Here is a 17,103-nt window from a genome sequence, read left to right as displayed (position 1 = left end):
AATGTACATCAGGCATTTATACGGGCATGGGCGGCCAGGCGATTGATGGCCCGGTCGAGGTCTTCCAGTGCGCTGGGGGCTTTGGGGTCCTGTTGCTTGAGCAGGGTTTCGCTGCGCTGGCAGGCGGCGCGCAGTTGCGGGACGCCGCAATAACGGGTCGCGCCGTGCAGGCGATGGACGCGCTCGATCAGGGCGTTCTGGTCGTTGTTTTCCCGGGCGAAGCGAATCGCCTCGCGGTCGGCTTCCAGCGACGCCAGCAGCATTGCCAGCATGTCTGCTGCCAGGTCAGCCTTGCCGGCGGCCAGGCGCAAACCTTCTTCGTGATCGAGCACCTGCAACTCATGACCACCACCGTGGCTGTCGCTGGAGCGCTCCGGCCCATGATTTCGCAGCGCCAGGCCGGTCCACTTCAGCACCACTTGGGCCAGTTGCCGTTCGCTGATCGGTTTGGTCAGGTAATCGTCCATACCGCTTTGCAGCAGCGCACGCTTTTCGTTGGCCATGGCGTGGGCGGTGAGGGCAACGATCGGCAGCGGCGTGCAATGCCGTTCACTTTCCCACTGGCGAATCGCTTCGGTGCTTTGCCGCCCGTCCATGCCGGGCATTTGAACATCCATCAGCACCAGGTCGAAGGTTTCGGTCTGCACGGCCTTGACCGCCGCGTAGCCGCTTTCCACCGCGAGGACTTTGGCGCCCATGTCTTCGAGCAGGGTTTGCACCAGCAGCAGGTTGGCCGGGTTGTCGTCGACACAAAGCACTTTTGGCGCACGGCTGGACACCGGTTCGCCGGGTTCGCTGCGGTGCTGACGCGGGTTGACCAGGTCAGACAAGGCCCGCCGCAACTTACGGGTGCAGGCCGGTTTGGCCTGGAGCTGGCTGTGCGGGTTGGGCACCGAGAGATGGAACAGCGTCTGTTCGGTGGTCGGGCACAGCACCAGCACCTTGCAGCCCAGGTGTTCGAGGTCCCAGATGTGCTGATTGAGGCGCTCTGGCGGCATGTCGTTGCTGGTGATGCCGAGCACCGCCAGGTCGATCGCCTGATCGGTCTGGTGCGCGCCGGTCACACCATTAGTCAGGCTTTCCAACGTATTGAACGGGGTGACTTCCAGGCCGCAGTCTTCCAGTTGATGCTGCAACGCCTGACGGGCCAGTTCGTGGTTTTCCAGCACTGCCACCCGACGCCCGAGCAACGGCGGACCGGGCAGGTCTTCGGCATCGTCGCGGGTTTTGGGCAGGCTCAGGCTGATCCAGAATTCCGAGCCTTCACCGGGGGTGCTGTCGACGCCAATCTCGCCACCCATCTGTTCGATCAGACGTTTGGAAATCACCAGCCCCAGACCGGTGCCGCCCGGTTGCCTGGACAGCGAATTGTCGGCCTGGCTGAAGGCCTGGAACAAGGCGCGCACATCCTGGTTCGACAGCCCGATGCCGGTGTCCTGAATGCTGATGCGCAGTTGCACGCTGTCTTCGTGCTCTTCCTCGAGCATGGCCCGGGCGACGATGGTGCCTTCGCGGGTGAACTTGATCGCATTGCTGACCAGGTTGGTGAGAATCTGCTTGAGCCGCAGCGGGTCACCCACCAGCGACAGCGGCGTATCACGGTAAACCAGGCTCACCAGCTCCAGTTGCTTGGCGTGGGCAGCCGGGGCGAGGATGGTCAGCGTGTCCTGGAGCAGGTCGCGCAAGTTGAACGGAATATGGTCGAGCACCAGTTTGCCGGCCTCGATTTTCGAGAAGTCGAGAATCTCGTTGATGATCCCCAGCAGGCTGTCGGCGGACTTTTCGATGGTGCCCAGATAGTCGAGCTGGCGCGGGGTCAGCTCGCTTTTTTGCAGCAGGTGGGTAAAGCCGAGAATGCCGTTGAGCGGCGTGCGGATTTCATGGCTCATGTTGGCCAGAAACTCGGATTTGATCCGGCTGGCTTCAAGGGCTTCCTTGCGTGCCAGGTCCAGTTCGATGTTCTGGATCTCGATGGTTTCCAGGTTCTGGCGCACGTCCTCGGTGGCCTGGTCGATGCTGTGCTGCAATTCTTCCTGCGCGTTCTGCAGGGTGCCCGCCATACGGTTGATGCCGGACGCCAGTGTGTCCAGCTCCTGGCTGCCGAGGGGTGGCAGACGGGTTTCCAGATGACCGTCCTTGAGTTGGGCCACCGCTTGCTTGATCTGACTCAGCGGCCGATTGATGCTCCGGCCCATGCGCAACGCCAGCAGCGCCGCGCCGGCCAGGCCTGCGCCAATCAGCAACAGGCTGGCAAACAGGCTGCGGTAACCGCGCAGCAGCATGCCGTTGTGGGACAGTTCGAGTTCGACCCAGCCCAACAGGCGGTCGGTTTCCTCGGGAATCAAGTCACCGGCCAGATTGCGGTGCTTGCCGAACACCGGCAGCAAGTAACGCGTCGCGTCATTGCCGCTGCGGCGCAGCATCTGCGAACTGTTGCCGATCGGCGCCTGATTGAGCATGGTCGGGCCGGCATGGGCCAGCAGGGTGCGGTCGGGCGCGAGAAACGAAACGGCGCGCACGTCCGCTTGTTCCAGCGATTGGGTGGCAATGCGTTCCAAAAGCTCGGTGTTTTTGTGGCCCATGGCCGGGGCCACCAGGGGCGCCAGTTGTTCGGCGATCATCTCGCCACGCTGCATGAGCTGGGTTTGCAGGTCGGATTGCTGCATCCAGGTGAAATAGCCGCCCAGAACCAAGGCCATCAGGCTGGTCGGCAACAGGGTCAGCAATAGCACGCGGCCTTTAATTCCCAGTTTCTTGAGCACGCATCTCTCCTGCATCCAGCGATTTAATGACCTGCACGTACGTCCAGCACGCACCACCTGCGCAGTGTAGCGATTTGCAGGCGGGCAATCTTCGTAAAATTGATGTCGTCATTCGTCGGCCGGATCGCCACTTTTACCTCATGGGCAAACCTTGTGTTGCCCGCAGAGAGGCAATCTTGAATAATCGACAACTGAGAATTATTTGCAGATAGTCATGACTCCCATCACCGCTGGCCATCCTCGTATCCTGTCTATAGAAGACGACCTCATACTCGGTGCTTATGTTCATGAGCACTTGGGACGTTGCGGTTTTCAGGTGACGTGGTGCCAGAACGGTCTGGAAGGCTTGACCATTGCCCGCCAGCAAGCCTTCGATGTGGTGCTGATGGATATTCTGCTACCGGGCCTGGACGGGCTGAATGTACTGACGCAGTTGCGCCAGAGCCATTCCACTCCGGTGGTGCTGATGTCGGCGCTCGGTGCCGAGGCGGATCGCATCAGTGGTTTTCGGTTGGGCGCCGATGATTACCTGCCCAAACCCTTCAGCATGGTCGAGTTGCGGGTGCGCATCGAAGCCATCCTGCGACGGGTCGCGCTCGACCGCCGGCCAGCGCCGGCACCGATTGCCCCTTCGGCGGACAGCCTGCGTTTCGACGATGAATGCTGTGATGTCTTTTATGGCGAACACGCTGCCGGCCTGACCCGCAGCGAGTATCGGTTGCTGGAGACGCTGAACCGCAATGGCGATGAAGTCTTGAGCAAAGCCTTCCTTTATCAGCATGTATTGCAGCGCGGTTATGCACCCCATGACCGCAGCCTCGACATGCACATCAGCCAGATCCGTCGCAAGCTCAAGGCTGTCGGCTACCTCGAGCGCGAAGTGCGCACGGTGTGGGGCAAGGGTTACGTATTGAGTGCTGTCGATGAAGTGGACTGACCTGCCGGGCAGGCATTCGCTGTTCTGGAAACTGGCGTGTTTGTTGGTGGCGTTCTGTCTGCTGATGATCTGGCTCAGTTGGTCCTGGGGGCGCTACATGGAACAGAAAAACCTGTTCCTGTCCGATGAGGCTCGGGGCACGCTGACGCGCTATGCCGCCGAGGCCGAGCAGGTGTGGAGTGAGCGCCAGAATGCAGGCGTCGATGCCTGGTTGCAAAGCGTCGGCCATCGCGAGTCGACATGGGTCGGTGTGATTGGCGGTGATTTGCAGTCATTGAGCAGTTACCCGCTGACGGAAAAAGAAAGCCAGCGCCTGACCTTTCTACGCGGTCTGGATTGGCCGACGAGTCGCCATACCAAAGGCCTGCCGTGGTTGAGAGTGCCTTTTCCCAACGATCCGTCCGCTGGCAGCCTGGTGATCGAACTGCCCCGGCGTTTCGTGCCCGGGCAATACCGGGTGTTCTGGCGGGTGATCACCAACGGGGTGATTCCCGGGCTGTTCACCTTGCTGTTGTGCGTCGGCCTGTATCGGTTGCTGGTCGTGCCTTTGAACAGTCTGCGCGAACAGGCCAATGCCTGGCGCGCCGACCCGTTGAACGTGCGGTTGTCGAACCGCATCACCAATCGCCCGGATGAGCTGGGTGAACTGGGCCGGGCCTTCGATCACATGTCCGAGCGCCTGCAAAGCACGGTGGCCCTGCAACAACAACTGCTGCGCGACCTGTCCCACGAATTGCGCACGCCACTGAGTCGCCTGCGCGTGGCCAGCGAAAGCGAGCAGGGGTTGACGCAATTGCGCGAGCGCATCGGCAGGGAGGTCGATGGCATGCAACGTCTGGTGGAAGACACCCTGCAACTGGCCTGGCTCGACACCGAGCGCGCGCCGCTGCCCGACGAATCAATCCAGGTTCAGGCGTTGTGGGAAATGCTCACGGAAAACGCCTGCTATGAAAGCGGCTGGCCGGCGAGCCAGTTGCAGTGTGCGGTGGATTCGTCCTGCTGGGTGCGCGGCCATCTCAATACGTTGGCTCAAGCGCTGGAAAACATCCTGCGCAATGCCATTCGTCATTCACCGCAGGGCGGCGTTGTGCGCCTTGGTGGGCAGCGCGATGGCGATTTCTGGCATGTGTGGCTGGAGGATGAGGGCGGCGGGGTGGCTGAGGCGGATCTTGAGCGGATCTTCTGTCCGTTCATTCGACTCGACGGTTCACGGCCGGGGGATGGCGGGTTCGGGTTGGGGTTGAGCATTGCCAGGAATGCGGTGCAGCGGCAGGGCGGGAGTCTTTGTGCAGAGAACACTGAGGTAGGGTTGCGGCTGAATATGCGGTTGGTGGCTGATATTGATGGTGTGAGTGATGACGCTATCGCGAGCAAGCTCGCTCCCACAGTGGAGGTGTGTCGGCCACAAATGGTGTGATCAACCCCGCACCCTGTGGGAGCGAGCTTGCTCGCGATGAGGCCTGTCGAGTCACCATCAAGAAAAAGTCTCATCGCTGGTGAGACAATCTTCCGGGACCCAAAAACCATCGGATTAATAAGATCTGTCACGTTGAAGTGAAAGTCGCACCACCGGTGCGACAATTCCTTGTCGAACAACCTGATCATTTCCCCTCAGTGCAAAAACCTTGTTTAACGCTGCACTCTTCGGACGCAGCGACGTCCAGCGGGCAAAAGTGTCAGCGCTGCTGACACAAACCCGTCCCTCGGCGCGGGCATTGTTAATACAGAGTTTTTGAGCGGCTGCCCAGACGCATTTCGCGCAGACAGCTTAACGTTGAAACAGCCCCTTATTCCCATAAACCATAAGCACCGTACTTTGCGTGATATGGCCTGCGAACGTTTGCCGGTATGATAGGCGCCCCCGCAGTCTGGATTGCGAATACGCCATGACCTTGCAGTACCCAACCATCGCCGATTGCGTCGGCAACACTCCGCTGGTCCGTTTGCAGCGCCTGCCTGGCGCCACCAGCAATACCCTTTTGCTCAAGCTCGAAGGGAATAACCCGGCGGGTTCGGTCAAGGACCGTCCGGCGCTGTCGATGATTACCCGCGCTGAATTGCGCGGGCAGATCCACGTCGGCGATACGCTGATCGAAGCGACCTCGGGTAACACCGGGATCGCCTTGGCGATGGCCGCCGCGATCAAGGGTTACAAGATGATCCTGATAATGCCGGACAACTCCAGCGCCGAACGTAAAGCCGCCATGACGGCTTACGGCGCCGAGCTGATTCTGGTCACTCAGGAAGAGGGCATGGAAGGCGCCCGTGACCTCGCGCAGCGAATGGAAGCCGAAGGCCGCGGGAAGGTGCTGGATCAGTTCGCCAACGGGGACAACCCGCAAGCGCACTACACCACCACCGGCCCGGAAATCTGGCGTCAGACCGAAGGCACCATCACCCATTTCGTCAGCTCCATGGGCACCACCGGTACCATCATGGGCGTCTCGCGCTACTTGAAAGAGCAGAACGAGAACGTGCAGATCATCGGTCTGCAACCGATGGAAGGCTCGGCGATTCCGGGCATCCGTCGCTGGCCGCAGGAATACCTGCCGAAGATCTACCAGGCCGAGCGCGTGGACCGGATCGTCGACATGGCGCAAAGCGAAGCCGAAGACGTGACCCGTCGTCTGGCCCGCGAAGAAGGCATCTTCTGCGGCGTGTCCTCGGGCGGTGCCGTGGCAGCCATGCTGCGTCTGTCCAAAGAAGTTGAAAACGCGGTGATCGTCGCGATCATCTGCGACCGTGGCGACCGTTACTTGTCGACCGGCATTTTCGACGCGCCTAACTGATGGCCAAGCAAGAAAGAGGCCTGCGCTTCCAGCCCACCGGCGGCAGCAAGGCCCCGCAAATTCCGACCGGCAAAAAGCAGCGCTTGAGTATTGAGCGCCTGGCTAATGACGGTCGCGGTATCGCGTTTTTTGAAGGTCGCACCTGGTTCGTCATCGGCGCATTGGCCGGTGAAGAAGTCGAAGCACGCGTGTTGGGCGCCCACGGCAAAGTGGTCGAGGCGCGCACCGAACGGGTGTTCAAGGCCAGCGAACTGCGCCGCCCGGCACCGTGTCCGCATGCCGGTCGCTGTGGCGGTTGCAGCGTGCAACATCTGCCGCACAACGAACAACTCGCCCTGAAACAGCGCATGCTCGCCGAGCAATTGGCGAAGGTCGCCGGTGTCGAACCCGAAGAATGGGCCGCGCCGTTGAGCGGTCCGGAATTCGGTTACCGGCGTCGCGCCCGAGTGGCGGTGCGCTGGGACATGAAGGCGAAAAAGCTCGAAGTCGGATTCCGCGCCGCTGGCAGTCAGGACATCGTTGCAATCAACGAATGCACGGTGCTGGTACAGCCCTTGCAACCGATCATGACCCGCTTGCCGGAGATGTTGCGGCGCTTGAGCAAACCTCAGGCGCTGGGGCATGTGGAGTTGTTCAGCGGTTCGTCGTTGGCGGTGTTGCTGCGGCACATGGCGCCGCTGTCCGACGCGGACATGACGATCCTCAAGGATTTCTGCGCCTTCCATGAAGCCCAACTGTGGCTGCACGGCGACGGTGAACCGCAACCGGTCGAGGCTGACCAGTCGTTGGGTTATCGGCTTGAGCAGTGGGACTTGAACCTGGCGTACCGACCGGGAGATTTCATCCAGGTCAACGCCGGGGTCAACGAAGCGATGATCGCCCAGGCGCTGGACTGGCTGAAGCCGGCGGCGGAGGAACGAGTTCTCGATCTATTCTGTGGTTTGGGTAACTTTGCCTTGCCGCTGGCCAAGGTCGTTCGTGAAGTGGTGGCGGTGGAAGGTGTGCAGGCGATGGTCGAGCGAGCAGCCGCGAACGCTGCTAGCAACAATCTTCATAATGCGAAGTTTTTTCAGGCCGATTTATCCCAGCCTTTGGCCGATGCCGAATGGGCGCGCGAAGGCTTTTGTGCGGTACTCTTGGACCCACCGCGTGACGGTGCTTTCGAGGCAGTGCGCAAGCTTGCGTCCCTGGGCGCCAAACGGTTGGTGTATGTGTCGTGTAATCCGGCAACGCTGGCGCGCGACACGGTCGAATTGATCAAGCAGGGCTACCGGTTAAAACGTGCCGGGATTCTCGATATGTTTCCTCAGACGGCACATGTCGAGGCCATGGCGTTATTTGAAGCGAGCTAGGACGGCTCGTCTGGTCCGACTGGCCCGCCCGTGCAGCCGCGTACCGGCCCTGATGTGGGCACACGGGCAACGAAGGTCAGCGATTTGACGCATTGAATCTGCGTCGTAGGGAAGGTAAGCAAGATGGTACAGGTGAGAGCACACCAGCCGATCAACACCGACGGCAGTATCAATCTCGAGGCTTGGCTCGATCACGCGGTCAGTGTCGATCCGGCACTGGATCGCGAAGCCTTGAAGGAAGCGTGCGAGTTTGCTCGTGCGTCTGAACAACAAGCCAATGCGGCGAAAAACCTGTGGTCCGAAGGGACCTCGAGTTTCCGCACGGGCCTTGAGATCGCCGAGATTCTCGCCGACCTCAAACTCGATCAGGATTCGTTGGTTGCCGCGATCCTGTATCGCGGCGTGCGCGAAGGCCAGATTGAGTTGCCGGCGGTCAGCCAGCGTTTCGGTCCGGTGGTCGCCAAACTCATCGACGGCGTGTTGCGCATGGCGGCGATCAGCGCCAGCCTCAGCCCTCGTCAATCCCTGGTGCTGGGCACTCAGGGCCAGGTCGAAAACCTGCGCAAGATGCTGGTCGCCATGGTCGACGACGTTCGCGTTGCACTGATCAAACTGGCCGAACGCACCTGCGCGATCCGTGCGGTGAAAACCGCCGATGACGAGAAACGCAACCGCGTCGCCCGTGAAGTCTTCGACATCTACGCGCCTTTGGCTCACCGTCTTGGTATCGGTCACATCAAATGGGAACTGGAGGACTTGTCCTTCCGTTACCTTGAGCCCGATCAGTACAAGCAGATCGCCAAATTGCTTCATGAGCGGCGTCTGGATCGCGAGCGCTTCATCAGCGACGTGATGACTCAGCTGAAAAATGAATTGCAGGCTACCGGCGTCGATGCCGACATCAGCGGCCGGGCCAAACACATCTATTCGATCTGGCGCAAAATGCAGCGCAAGGGTCTGGAATTCAGCCAGATCTACGACGTGCGTGCCGTTCGCGTGCTGGTGCCGGAAATGCGCGACTGCTACACCGCGCTCGGTATCGTCCACACCCTGTGGCGGCACATCCCGAAAGAATTCGACGACTACATCGCCAACCCGAAAGAGAACGGCTACCGCTCGCTGCACACCGCGGTGATCGGCCCCGAGGGCAAGGTGCTGGAAGTGCAGATCCGCACCCACGCCATGCACGAAGAAGCCGAGCTGGGCGTTTGCGCGCACTGGAAGTACAAGGGCACCGACGTCAAATCCGGCTCCAACCACTATGAAGAGAAAATTTCCTGGCTGCGTCAGGTCCTCGAGTGGCATGAAGAGCTGGGTGACATCGGCGGCCTGGCTGAACAGCTGCGGGTCGATATCGAACCGGACCGGGTGTACATCTTCACCCCGGACGGTCACGCCATCGACTTGCCGAAAGGCGCGACGCCGCTGGACTTCGCCTACCGCGTGCACACCGAAATCGGTCACAACTGCCGTGGAGCGAAGATCAACGGGCGCATCGTGCCGCTCAACTACAGCCTGCAAACCGGTGAACAGGTCGAGATCATCACCAGCAAGCACGGCACCCCGAGCCGCGACTGGCTGAACCCGAACCTGGGTTACATCACCACCTCGCGGGCGCGGGCGAAGATCGTTCACTGGTTCAAATTGCAGGCGCGCGATCAGAACGTCGCTGCCGGTAAAACCTTGCTCGAGCGCGAACTCAACCGCCTCGGTCTGCCAGCGGTGGATTTCGACAAGCTGGCCGAAAAGGCCAACATGAAAACGGCCGAAGACATGTTCGCCGCGTTGGGCGCAGGCGATTTGCGCCTGGCACAACTGGTGAACCTGGCGCAGCAACTGGTCGAGCCGGAGCGCGGCAACGAACAGCTTGAGCTGATTCCACGCAAGGCCACCGGTTACAAACCGGGCAAGCGCGGTGATATCCAGATTCAGGGCGTCGGCAACCTGATGACCCAAATGGCCGGCTGCTGCCAGCCGCTGCCGGGGGATGCGATCGTCGGCTACATCACCGTGGGCCGCGGCGTGAGCATTCACCGTCAGGACTGCGCCTCGGTGCTGCAACTGGGCAGCCGCGAGCCCGAGCGGATCATCCAGGTCAGCTGGGGCCCGGTGCCGGTGCTCACCTATCCGGTGGACATCATCATCCGCGCCTACGACCGCTCCGGCCTGCTGCGTGACGTCTCGCAAGTGCTGCTCAACGAGCGGATCAACGTGCTGGCGGTGAACACCCGCTCGAACAAAGAGGACAACACCGCGTTGATGTCCCTGACCATCGAGATTCCGGGGCTGGATGCACTGGGGCGGTTGCTGGGGCGGATTTCCCAGTTGCCGAACATCATCGAAACCCGTCGTAACCGGACTCCATGAAACCGATGTACAGCCTTGAAGACTTGCTGCACCTGATGAGCCGTCTGCGCGACCCGCAGTTCGGCTGCCCCTGGGACATCAAGCAAACCTACGCAACCATCGTCCCGCACACCCTTGAGGAAGCCTACGAAGTCGCCGACGCCATCGAGCGCGGTGACTTCGATCACTTGCAGGGTGAGTTGGGGGATTTGCTGTTCCAGGTGGTTTATTACAGCCAGCTGGCCCGGGAAGAGGGGCGCTTCGAATTCGCCGGTGTCATCGACAGCATCACTCGCAAGCTGATTCGCCGTCATCCGCACGTGTTTCCTACCGGTGATCTGTATGCACCGATGGATGTTCCGCGCTTGAGTGAAGAGCAGGTCAAGCAGCGCTGGGAAGAGATCAAGGCTGAAGAACGTGCCGAGAAATCATCCACGCCAATGCAACTGTCCTTGCTCGACGACGTGCCCGCAGCACTGCCGGCATTGTCTCGTTCGGCGAAGTTGCAGAAGCGCGCGGGGCAGGTCGGGTTCGACTGGCCTGACGCCTTGCCGGTGCTCGACAAAGTGCGCGAAGAGCTCGATGAAGTGCTCGAAGCCATGGCCGACAATGACTCGGCAGCGATTGCCGATGAAGTCGGTGATCTGTTGTTTTCGGTGGTCAATCTGGCGCGTCATCTCAAGGTCGATCCCGAAACTGCACTGCGTGGCGCCAACAGCAAGTTCGAAAGACGCTTCCGTTTTATCGAACAGGCATTGCGCGACACCCACCGTCCCATAGAAGATTGCACCCTCGAAGAGTTGGACGCCTTGTGGGGCGAAGCCAAACGTCAGGAAAAGAATTTGCCCAGCTGCGGTTGAGCAGTTGCCTAAGTGAGTAATAAGCACCATGAGCATTTCCCTTCGCGACCAGTTGCTCAAAGCAGGGCTGGTCAACCAGAAGCAGGCCAAACAGGTCGGCAAAGAGAAGCAGAAACAGCAGCGTCTGGCCCACAAAGGTCAGATCGAACTGGATGACTCGCAGCAGCGTGCCGCCCAGGAAGCCATGGCCGAGAAGGTCAAGCGCGATCAGGAGCTGAACCGTCAGCAACAGGAGAAGGCCGAGGCCAAGGCTCGCGCTGCTCAGGTCAAACAGTTGATCGAAGTCTCGCGTCTGCCGAAGCTGACGACCGAGGACTACTACAACTTCGTTGACGACAAGAAGGTCAAGCGCATCTCCGTCAACACGCTGATGCGCAACAAGCTCAGCAGCGGTTCGCTGGCCATCGTGCACCACGCCGGCGGTTATGAAGTAATCCCGCGTGAGGCGGCCCTGAAGATCCAGGAGCGCGATCCACAGCGTATCGTGCAGCTGAACGTGAAGACCGAAGAGGTCGCTGTCGAAGACGATCCGTACGCGGCCTATCAGATCCCGGACGATCTGATGTGGTAAGCCGTTAAAGGCTGCAACAACGACAAACCCCGCTCATGGCGGGGTTTGTCGTTTTCAATGCTGTCATTGCTTATGCGGATTGGAGCGCTCGTTGCTGCTCCAGTTTTTCCAGTTCGGCCTTGTAGCTGTGGGCATCGGTTTCGGAGTGGAACATCCCCACCAGCATGTCTTGTTGGTGCACGTCCCAGATCCGGATACCGGCGGCTACGCCTTCGTGGGACTTATGTGAATCGTCGCGTTCAGTTACTTTTACAGTCATCTGCTAGCTCCAATCTCTGTTATCTGCAGCAAGGCGTGTGCAGGACTCCGTTATATGTTTGGTTAGCCTGCTAAGTAAATGACTGAGTTTGGTAACGGTTTTTTGCGAGTTTGGTAAAAGTCCTGCAGCCCGCCAAACACGCGACATTCGGTCGCAGGGCGTTGAGTTTCATGACAAAAGCTTCATGTTCACGACGTCGAAAACTGCGAGTTCAGCACCGACCCTGTAGGAGTGAGCCTGCTCGCGATTGCGGTGTTTCAGTCGACACATGTGTTGTCTGGAAGTCCGCAATCGCGAGCAGGCTCACTCCTACAGGGATTGCGGTGTTCCACATTTTTCGGACACACAAAAACGCCCCGAACCAGTCGGGGCGTTTTTGTGTGCAGCGAAACGGCGAGGTATTACTTACCTGCCCAGCGCTTCAGTACCAGCGTAGCGTTGGTGCCACCGAAGCCGAAGCTGTTGCTCATCACGGTGTTGATGGTGGCGTCTTCACGAGTCTTGGTCAGGATCGGCATGTCAGCCACTTCCGGATCCAGTTCGTCGATGTTGGCGGAACCCGCCATGAAGTTGCCTTCCATCATCAGCATGCAGTAGATCGCTTCGTGAACGCCGGCGGCGCCCAGGGAGTGACCCGACAGGCTCTTGGTGGAGCTGATGGCCGGAGCCTTGTCGCCGAACACTTCACGCACACCTTTCATTTCCATGACGTCGCCGACCGGAGTCGAGGTGCCGTGGGTGTTCAGGTAGTCGATTGGAGCGTCAACGGTGGACATGGCCATCTGCATGCAGCGGATGGCGCCTTCGCCGCTTGGGGCGACCATGTCGTAGCCGTCGGAGGTCGCGCCGTAGCCAACGATTTCCGCGTAGATCTTCGCGCCGCGGGCCAGAGCGTGTTCCAGCTCTTCGACCACGACCATGCCGCCACCGCCGGCGATGACGAAACCGTCACGCTTGGCGTCGTAGGCACGGGAAGCTTTTTCCGGGGTTTCGTTGTACTGGCTGGACAGTGCGCCCATGGCGTCGAACAGGAACGATTGGCTCCAATGCTCTTCTTCACCGCCGCCGGCGAACACGATGTCCTGCTTGCCCATCTGGATCTGTTCCATGGCGGTACCGATGCAGTGAGCACTGGTGGCGCAGGCAGAAGCGATGGAGTAGTTCAGGCCCTTGATCTTGAACGGTGTGGCCAGGCAAGCGGAAACGGTGCTGCTCATGGTCCGCGTGACGCGGTATGGGCCGACGCGCTTGACGCCTTTCTCGCGCAGGATGTCCAGCGCTTCCATCTGGTTCAGCGTGGAGGCGCCACCGGAACCGGCGATCAGGCCGGTACGCGGGTTGGAGACTTGCTCATCGGTCAGACCTGAGTCGGCGATGGCGTCTTTCATGGCCAGGTAGGCGTAAGCCGCCGCGTGGCCGACGAAGCGAAAGATCTTGCGATCGATCATCTCTTCGAGGGGAAGGTCAATGGAGCCGGAAACCTGGCTACGCAGACCCATTTCGGCATATTCCGGGTTGAACCGGATGCCAGGGCGGCTTGCACGCAGGTTAGCGGAGACGGTCTCTTTGTCATTGCCCAGGCACGAAACGATGCCCAGACCAGTGATAACGACGCGGCGCATGCGGATAACCCTTAGAAGTTGTCAGTGGAGGTGAAAACGCCGACCCGAAGGCCTTCGGCGGTGTAGATCTCGCGACCGTCGACGCTGACCGAACCATCGGCGATGGCCAGGTTCAGCTTGCCTTTCAGTACGCGCTTGATCTGAATGTTATAGGTTACTTTCTTGGCGGTCGGCAGGACCTGACCGAAGAATTTCACTTCGCCCGAACCCAGGGCGCGACCGCGGCCCGGCAGACCTTGCCAGCCGAGGAAGAAGCCGACCAGTTGCCACATGGCGTCGAGGCCCAGGCAGCCTGGCATCACGGGATCACCTTCGAAGTGGCAGGCGAAAAACCACAGGTCCGGAGTGATATCCAGCTCGGCGACCAATTCACCCTTGCCGTACTTGCCACCCTCGGCGCTGATATGGGTGATGCGATCCACCATCAACATGTTCGGGGCGGGCAGTTGTGCGTTACCTGGGCCGAACAGCTCACCGCGACTGCAGCGCAGCAGGTCTTCCCGAGTAAAGGCGTTTTGTTGGGTCATGCGAGCTCCTCAATAGTCCCATGCGGCAGGTGGGGCAAATCTTCCCGGCCGATCGAAGCGTTCATGCCTCGAGTCAGCAGCCTACTCATAGACTATTGCGTTGTGGTGAAAGTCACAGCACCAAGGACATGAATGTACACTTGTGCACTGAAATTATTATTCAAGCCCCTTTTCGGGCCTGTTCGGGTGCCTAAGACTGCCGCACTTTCGCCTTTCACGCCAGTCGCAGATAGCCGAAAGGCCTGCACTACTGCACCCAGCGTTGCAGAATTTGCTGCAAATCTGTGCGTTTGAAGGGCTTGGCCAGGTAATCGTTCATTCCCGCCGATAAACAGGCTTCGCGGTCACCCTGCAAGGCGTTGGCGGTCAGCGCGATGATCGGCAAGTCTGTGCAGCCGGGTAACTGGCGAATCTGTCGGGTAGCCTCGTAGCCGTCGATGATCGGTAGCCGGCAGTCCATCAGAATCGCTTCGAAAATCAGACTCTCGGCACTGCGCACTGCCTGCGCGCCATCGGTGACGACGCTGACAGTAAAGCCCAGACTGCGCAACATTGCTTCGATGACCGTCTGATTGACCGGATTGTCTTCCACCAGCAACACGTTGCGCCCCTCGCCATCACCGCTGCCGGTCGGTGAGCGCGGCGCCAGCACGGGCAGCGTCTGTTTATAGAGCGCCAGCGGAATTTCCAGGGTGAACACCGAGCCGCGACCTTCCTCGCTCTGGGCGCGCAACGTGCCGCCCATGCGTTCAGCCAGCGTGCGAGCAATCGGAAGGCCCAGCCCGGTGCCACCGTATCGCCTCGAAATAGAACTGTCGGCCTGCTGGAAGGCGTTGAACATCAATTCCAGGCTTTCAGCCGAGATACCAATCCCGCTGTCGCGCACGGTGCAGGTGAACCACAGCAGTTCGTGATCCAGCGACTGCCATTGCGGTTCGATGCTGACGCGGCCCCGTTCGGTGAATTTCAGCGCGTTGCCGATCAGGTTGACCAGGATCTGCCGGATCCGCGTCGGGTCGCCCTGCACCTGCAACGCGCGCATATCGTCCGGAATCGACAGCGCCAGGTCGAGCCCGCGTTGCACGGCGCCGTGCGAGAACGACTGGGCACAACTGCCGATCAGGTCCGCGAGGTTGAACGGAATGTGCTCCAGCTCCAGTTCCGAACGCTCGATGCGCGAGAAATCGAGAATGTCGTTGATGACTTTGAGCAGGTGTTCGGTGGACTCCGAGGCAAGCGCCGCGTATTCGACCTGCTCCTCGGTCATCTCGGTGGTTTCCAGCAATTGCAGCATGCCCAGCACGCCATTCATCGGCGTGCGCAGTTCGTGGCTCATCATCGCAAGGAAATCGGATTTGGCGTTGTTGGCCTTTTCCGCCTCCTCGCGAGTCTGAATCAACTGCGCCATCGCTTGATGCTGTTCGCGACTGGCTTGTTCGAGCCCATTGGCGAGGTTGTTGATGTGTTGCGACAGCGCGCCCAGTTCGGTGTCGTCGACGATCGGCAGCGGTGTTTTGTAGTCGCCGTCCTGAATCGCCTTGACCGCGTTGCCGATGTCGCGGATCGGTTGCGACAGGCTGCCGGCCAGTCGCCGGGCGACCAGAAAAGTGAACAGTAGGGCGAACAGCGCCAGGATCCCGGCCTTGAGCAGGATTTCCTGTTGACGCTGGCTGAAGGCGTCATTGGACAGGCCGACGATCACCCGACCCAGATAATCCTCAGAGGGCGCCGTGTTGGCGACGCGGCTACCCTGAAGAAAATCATTGTGCAGCTGGATTCGTTGCAGCCGCACCGGGGCCTGGAACACTTCGACCTGGTGCGAGCGGGTGTGGGTTTCCGACGGCTGCTCGACGTACACCAGAATCCGGTTGGCGCTGTCCTGGACTTCCAGAAAGCGCACATTGGGCGTGGCCAGGGTGGCCTTGAGCAAACTGTCGAGCACCTCGTTGTTGCCGGAGATCACCCCGTATTCGGTGGCCGGTGCCAGTTGGTTGGCGATCAGTTGCCCGGTGTGATTGAGCTCCTGACGCAGGTCCTGGATCCGCACGAAGGTGAAGAAGCTGATCAACAGCAACGTCAGCAACAGGGCTGGGCCGAGGCTGATGATCTGTGTGCGGGTGTTGATGTCCCAACGGCGACGGAAGGTCATGGGCGGTTTTCTCCTTCGGCCAACTGTGTTGCGACAGACGCTTCATTCATCTGTTCAATACCTAATGAACGAGCCACTTGCGGGTTGCTTAAGATTTTGAAGCGTTGCGGGTAGTGCGTGCGTGGCCACGTGGCTGGTGACCGGTCGAGCAGTTCGTCGAGTATCGCCAGCCAATCGCTTTGATCGCTGTAGGTGCTGGCCAGGCTCCCGGCCCTGACGAACCCGGCGTTAGGGCCGATCAGCGCCAATTGCCGTGCATAGCTGCTGAGCAACAGGTTTTTCGCGGTTTTCGGGTTGTACAGATCGGGGTCGTCGAGGCCCAGCAACACGTCGCTGTTCTTCAGCAAGGTCTGCAGCGGCCGGCTGTCGTTCGTGTTATCCCAGCGCTCGGTGACCACCTCAAGGCCCAGGGAGTGGGCGGCCTGATGCAGTTCTTTCAAGAGGAATTCGCTGTGGCTGTCGAAGAGTACGCCGACCCGTTTGGCCTGCGGCAGCAGCAGTCGGGTCAGGCGCAATTGTCGGTCCAGGGGCGGATCGCTCCAGAGCAGGCTGAGGCGCGGGGGCAGGGTGGCCCCCAGATGCTGACGGGCTTGCAGGCGGCTAATGCGCAGCACCAGCGTTGCCGGGCCCTGATTATCTTGCAGGCGCCAGTCGAGGCTCGCCAGGTCGAGCAGAATCAAACGGGTGTCGGCAGGCAGTTTGCCCGGCGCTGGCAGACTGGCCAGTGGCTGGAAGTGCACGTTATCGGCAGGCCGCAAAGCGCTCAGGGCCTGAGTGAAGGATTGCATGCCCGGGCCGTCCTCGGCGCCGGTCAGCAAAATGTCCGCGGCACTGGCGTCCAGGCTGCTCAGCAGCCCGGCAAACACCAGGCACAACCCGACCAGCAGGCGGCCAAGGATTGGCGTCTTGCGTGACGGGCTATACCGCAT

13 protein-coding genes are annotated in these 17,103 nt (G+C 60.3%); 7 read left to right on the top strand and 6 right to left on the bottom strand.

The window, feature by feature from the left end; genetic code table 11:
- Positions 1 to 8 precede the first annotated feature (8 nt).
- Complete coding sequence (locus tag ABH912_RS12905) at positions 9 to 2,762, bottom strand: response regulator (RefSeq protein ID WP_033056857.1); 2,754 nt, start codon at positions 2,760 to 2,762, stop codon at positions 9 to 11.
- A gap of 214 nt (positions 2,763 to 2,976) precedes the next feature.
- Between ABH912_RS12905 and ABH912_RS12900 the strand changes: the two genes are divergently transcribed.
- From ABH912_RS12900 to ABH912_RS12870, 7 genes are all read left to right on the top strand, one after another.
- The gene (locus ABH912_RS12900; RefSeq protein ID WP_033056859.1) at positions 2,977 to 3,699 is read left to right on the top strand and encodes a response regulator transcription factor; all 723 of its coding nucleotides are present in this window, start codon (positions 2,977 to 2,979) and stop codon (positions 3,697 to 3,699) included.
- Complete coding sequence (locus ABH912_RS12895) at positions 3,686 to 5,116, top strand: histidine kinase sensor domain-containing protein (RefSeq protein WP_429510832.1); 1,431 nt, start codon at positions 3,686 to 3,688, stop codon at positions 5,114 to 5,116. Before ABH912_RS12900 ends, ABH912_RS12895 begins: the two co-directional genes overlap by 14 nt.
- Before the next feature lie 469 nt (positions 5,117 to 5,585).
- Positions 5,586 to 6,488 (top strand): cysteine synthase CysM, encoded by a 903-nt coding sequence (gene cysM / locus ABH912_RS12890; RefSeq protein ID WP_415773899.1) that lies wholly within the window; start codon positions 5,586 to 5,588, stop codon positions 6,486 to 6,488.
- Positions 6,488 to 7,840 (top strand): 23S rRNA (uracil(1939)-C(5))-methyltransferase RlmD, encoded by a 1,353-nt coding sequence (rlmD, locus tag ABH912_RS12885; RefSeq protein WP_429510831.1) that lies wholly within the window; start codon positions 6,488 to 6,490, stop codon positions 7,838 to 7,840. The genes cysM and rlmD overlap by 1 nt, the downstream gene beginning before the upstream one ends.
- 123 nt (positions 7,841 to 7,963) lie before the next feature.
- Positions 7,964 to 10,207, top strand: a complete 2,244-nt coding sequence (gene relA, locus ABH912_RS12880) for a GTP diphosphokinase (protein WP_033056868.1) — start codon at positions 7,964 to 7,966, stop codon at positions 10,205 to 10,207.
- A 5-nt stretch (positions 10,208 to 10,212) separates the two neighbouring features.
- Entirely contained in the window at positions 10,213 to 11,046 is an 834-nt protein-coding gene (gene mazG, locus ABH912_RS12875) for a nucleoside triphosphate pyrophosphohydrolase (protein WP_429510830.1), read from the top strand.
- Positions 11,047 to 11,074: 28 nt separating this feature from the next.
- Entirely contained in the window at positions 11,075 to 11,617 is a 543-nt protein-coding gene (locus ABH912_RS12870) for a DUF2058 domain-containing protein (protein ID WP_033056870.1), read from the top strand.
- A 70-nt stretch (positions 11,618 to 11,687) separates the two neighbouring features.
- Here the strand turns inward: ABH912_RS12870 and ABH912_RS12865 are convergent, their stop codons facing one another.
- The 5 genes from ABH912_RS12865 to ABH912_RS12845 form a co-directional block, all read right to left on the bottom strand.
- On the bottom strand, positions 11,688 to 11,876 hold the full coding sequence (locus ABH912_RS12865) for a hypothetical protein (RefSeq protein WP_008148017.1): 189 nt from the start codon (positions 11,874 to 11,876) through the stop codon (positions 11,688 to 11,690).
- 401 nt (positions 11,877 to 12,277) lie between these two features.
- Positions 12,278 to 13,498: a beta-ketoacyl-ACP synthase I gene (gene fabB, locus ABH912_RS12860; RefSeq protein ID WP_429510829.1), complete on the bottom strand. Its 1,221-nt coding sequence runs from the start codon at positions 13,496 to 13,498 to the stop codon at positions 12,278 to 12,280.
- Positions 13,499 to 13,509: 11 nt separating this feature from the next.
- Positions 13,510 to 14,025: a 3-hydroxyacyl-[acyl-carrier-protein] dehydratase FabA gene (fabA, locus tag ABH912_RS12855; protein WP_008148022.1), complete on the bottom strand. Its 516-nt coding sequence runs from the start codon at positions 14,023 to 14,025 to the stop codon at positions 13,510 to 13,512.
- 247 nt (positions 14,026 to 14,272) lie between these two features.
- Positions 14,273 to 16,174 carry an ATP-binding protein gene (locus ABH912_RS12850; protein WP_429510828.1) on the bottom strand — a complete coding sequence of 634 codons (1,902 nt, stop codon included), beginning with the start codon at positions 16,172 to 16,174 and terminating at the stop codon, positions 14,273 to 14,275.
- On the bottom strand, positions 16,171 to 17,103 hold the full coding sequence (locus ABH912_RS12845; RefSeq protein ID WP_429510826.1) for an ABC transporter substrate-binding protein: 933 nt from the start codon (positions 17,101 to 17,103) through the stop codon (positions 16,171 to 16,173). The genes ABH912_RS12850 and ABH912_RS12845 overlap by 4 nt, the downstream gene beginning before the upstream one ends.

The sequence above is a fragment of the Pseudomonas sp. BT76 TE3572 genome (assembly GCF_050435365.1).
GTDB lineage: Bacteria > Pseudomonadota > Gammaproteobacteria > Pseudomonadales > Pseudomonadaceae > Aquipseudomonas > Aquipseudomonas fluorescens_W.
Note: the sequence above shows the minus strand (reverse complement) of the source record. Positions and strands in the feature narration are given on the sequence as shown.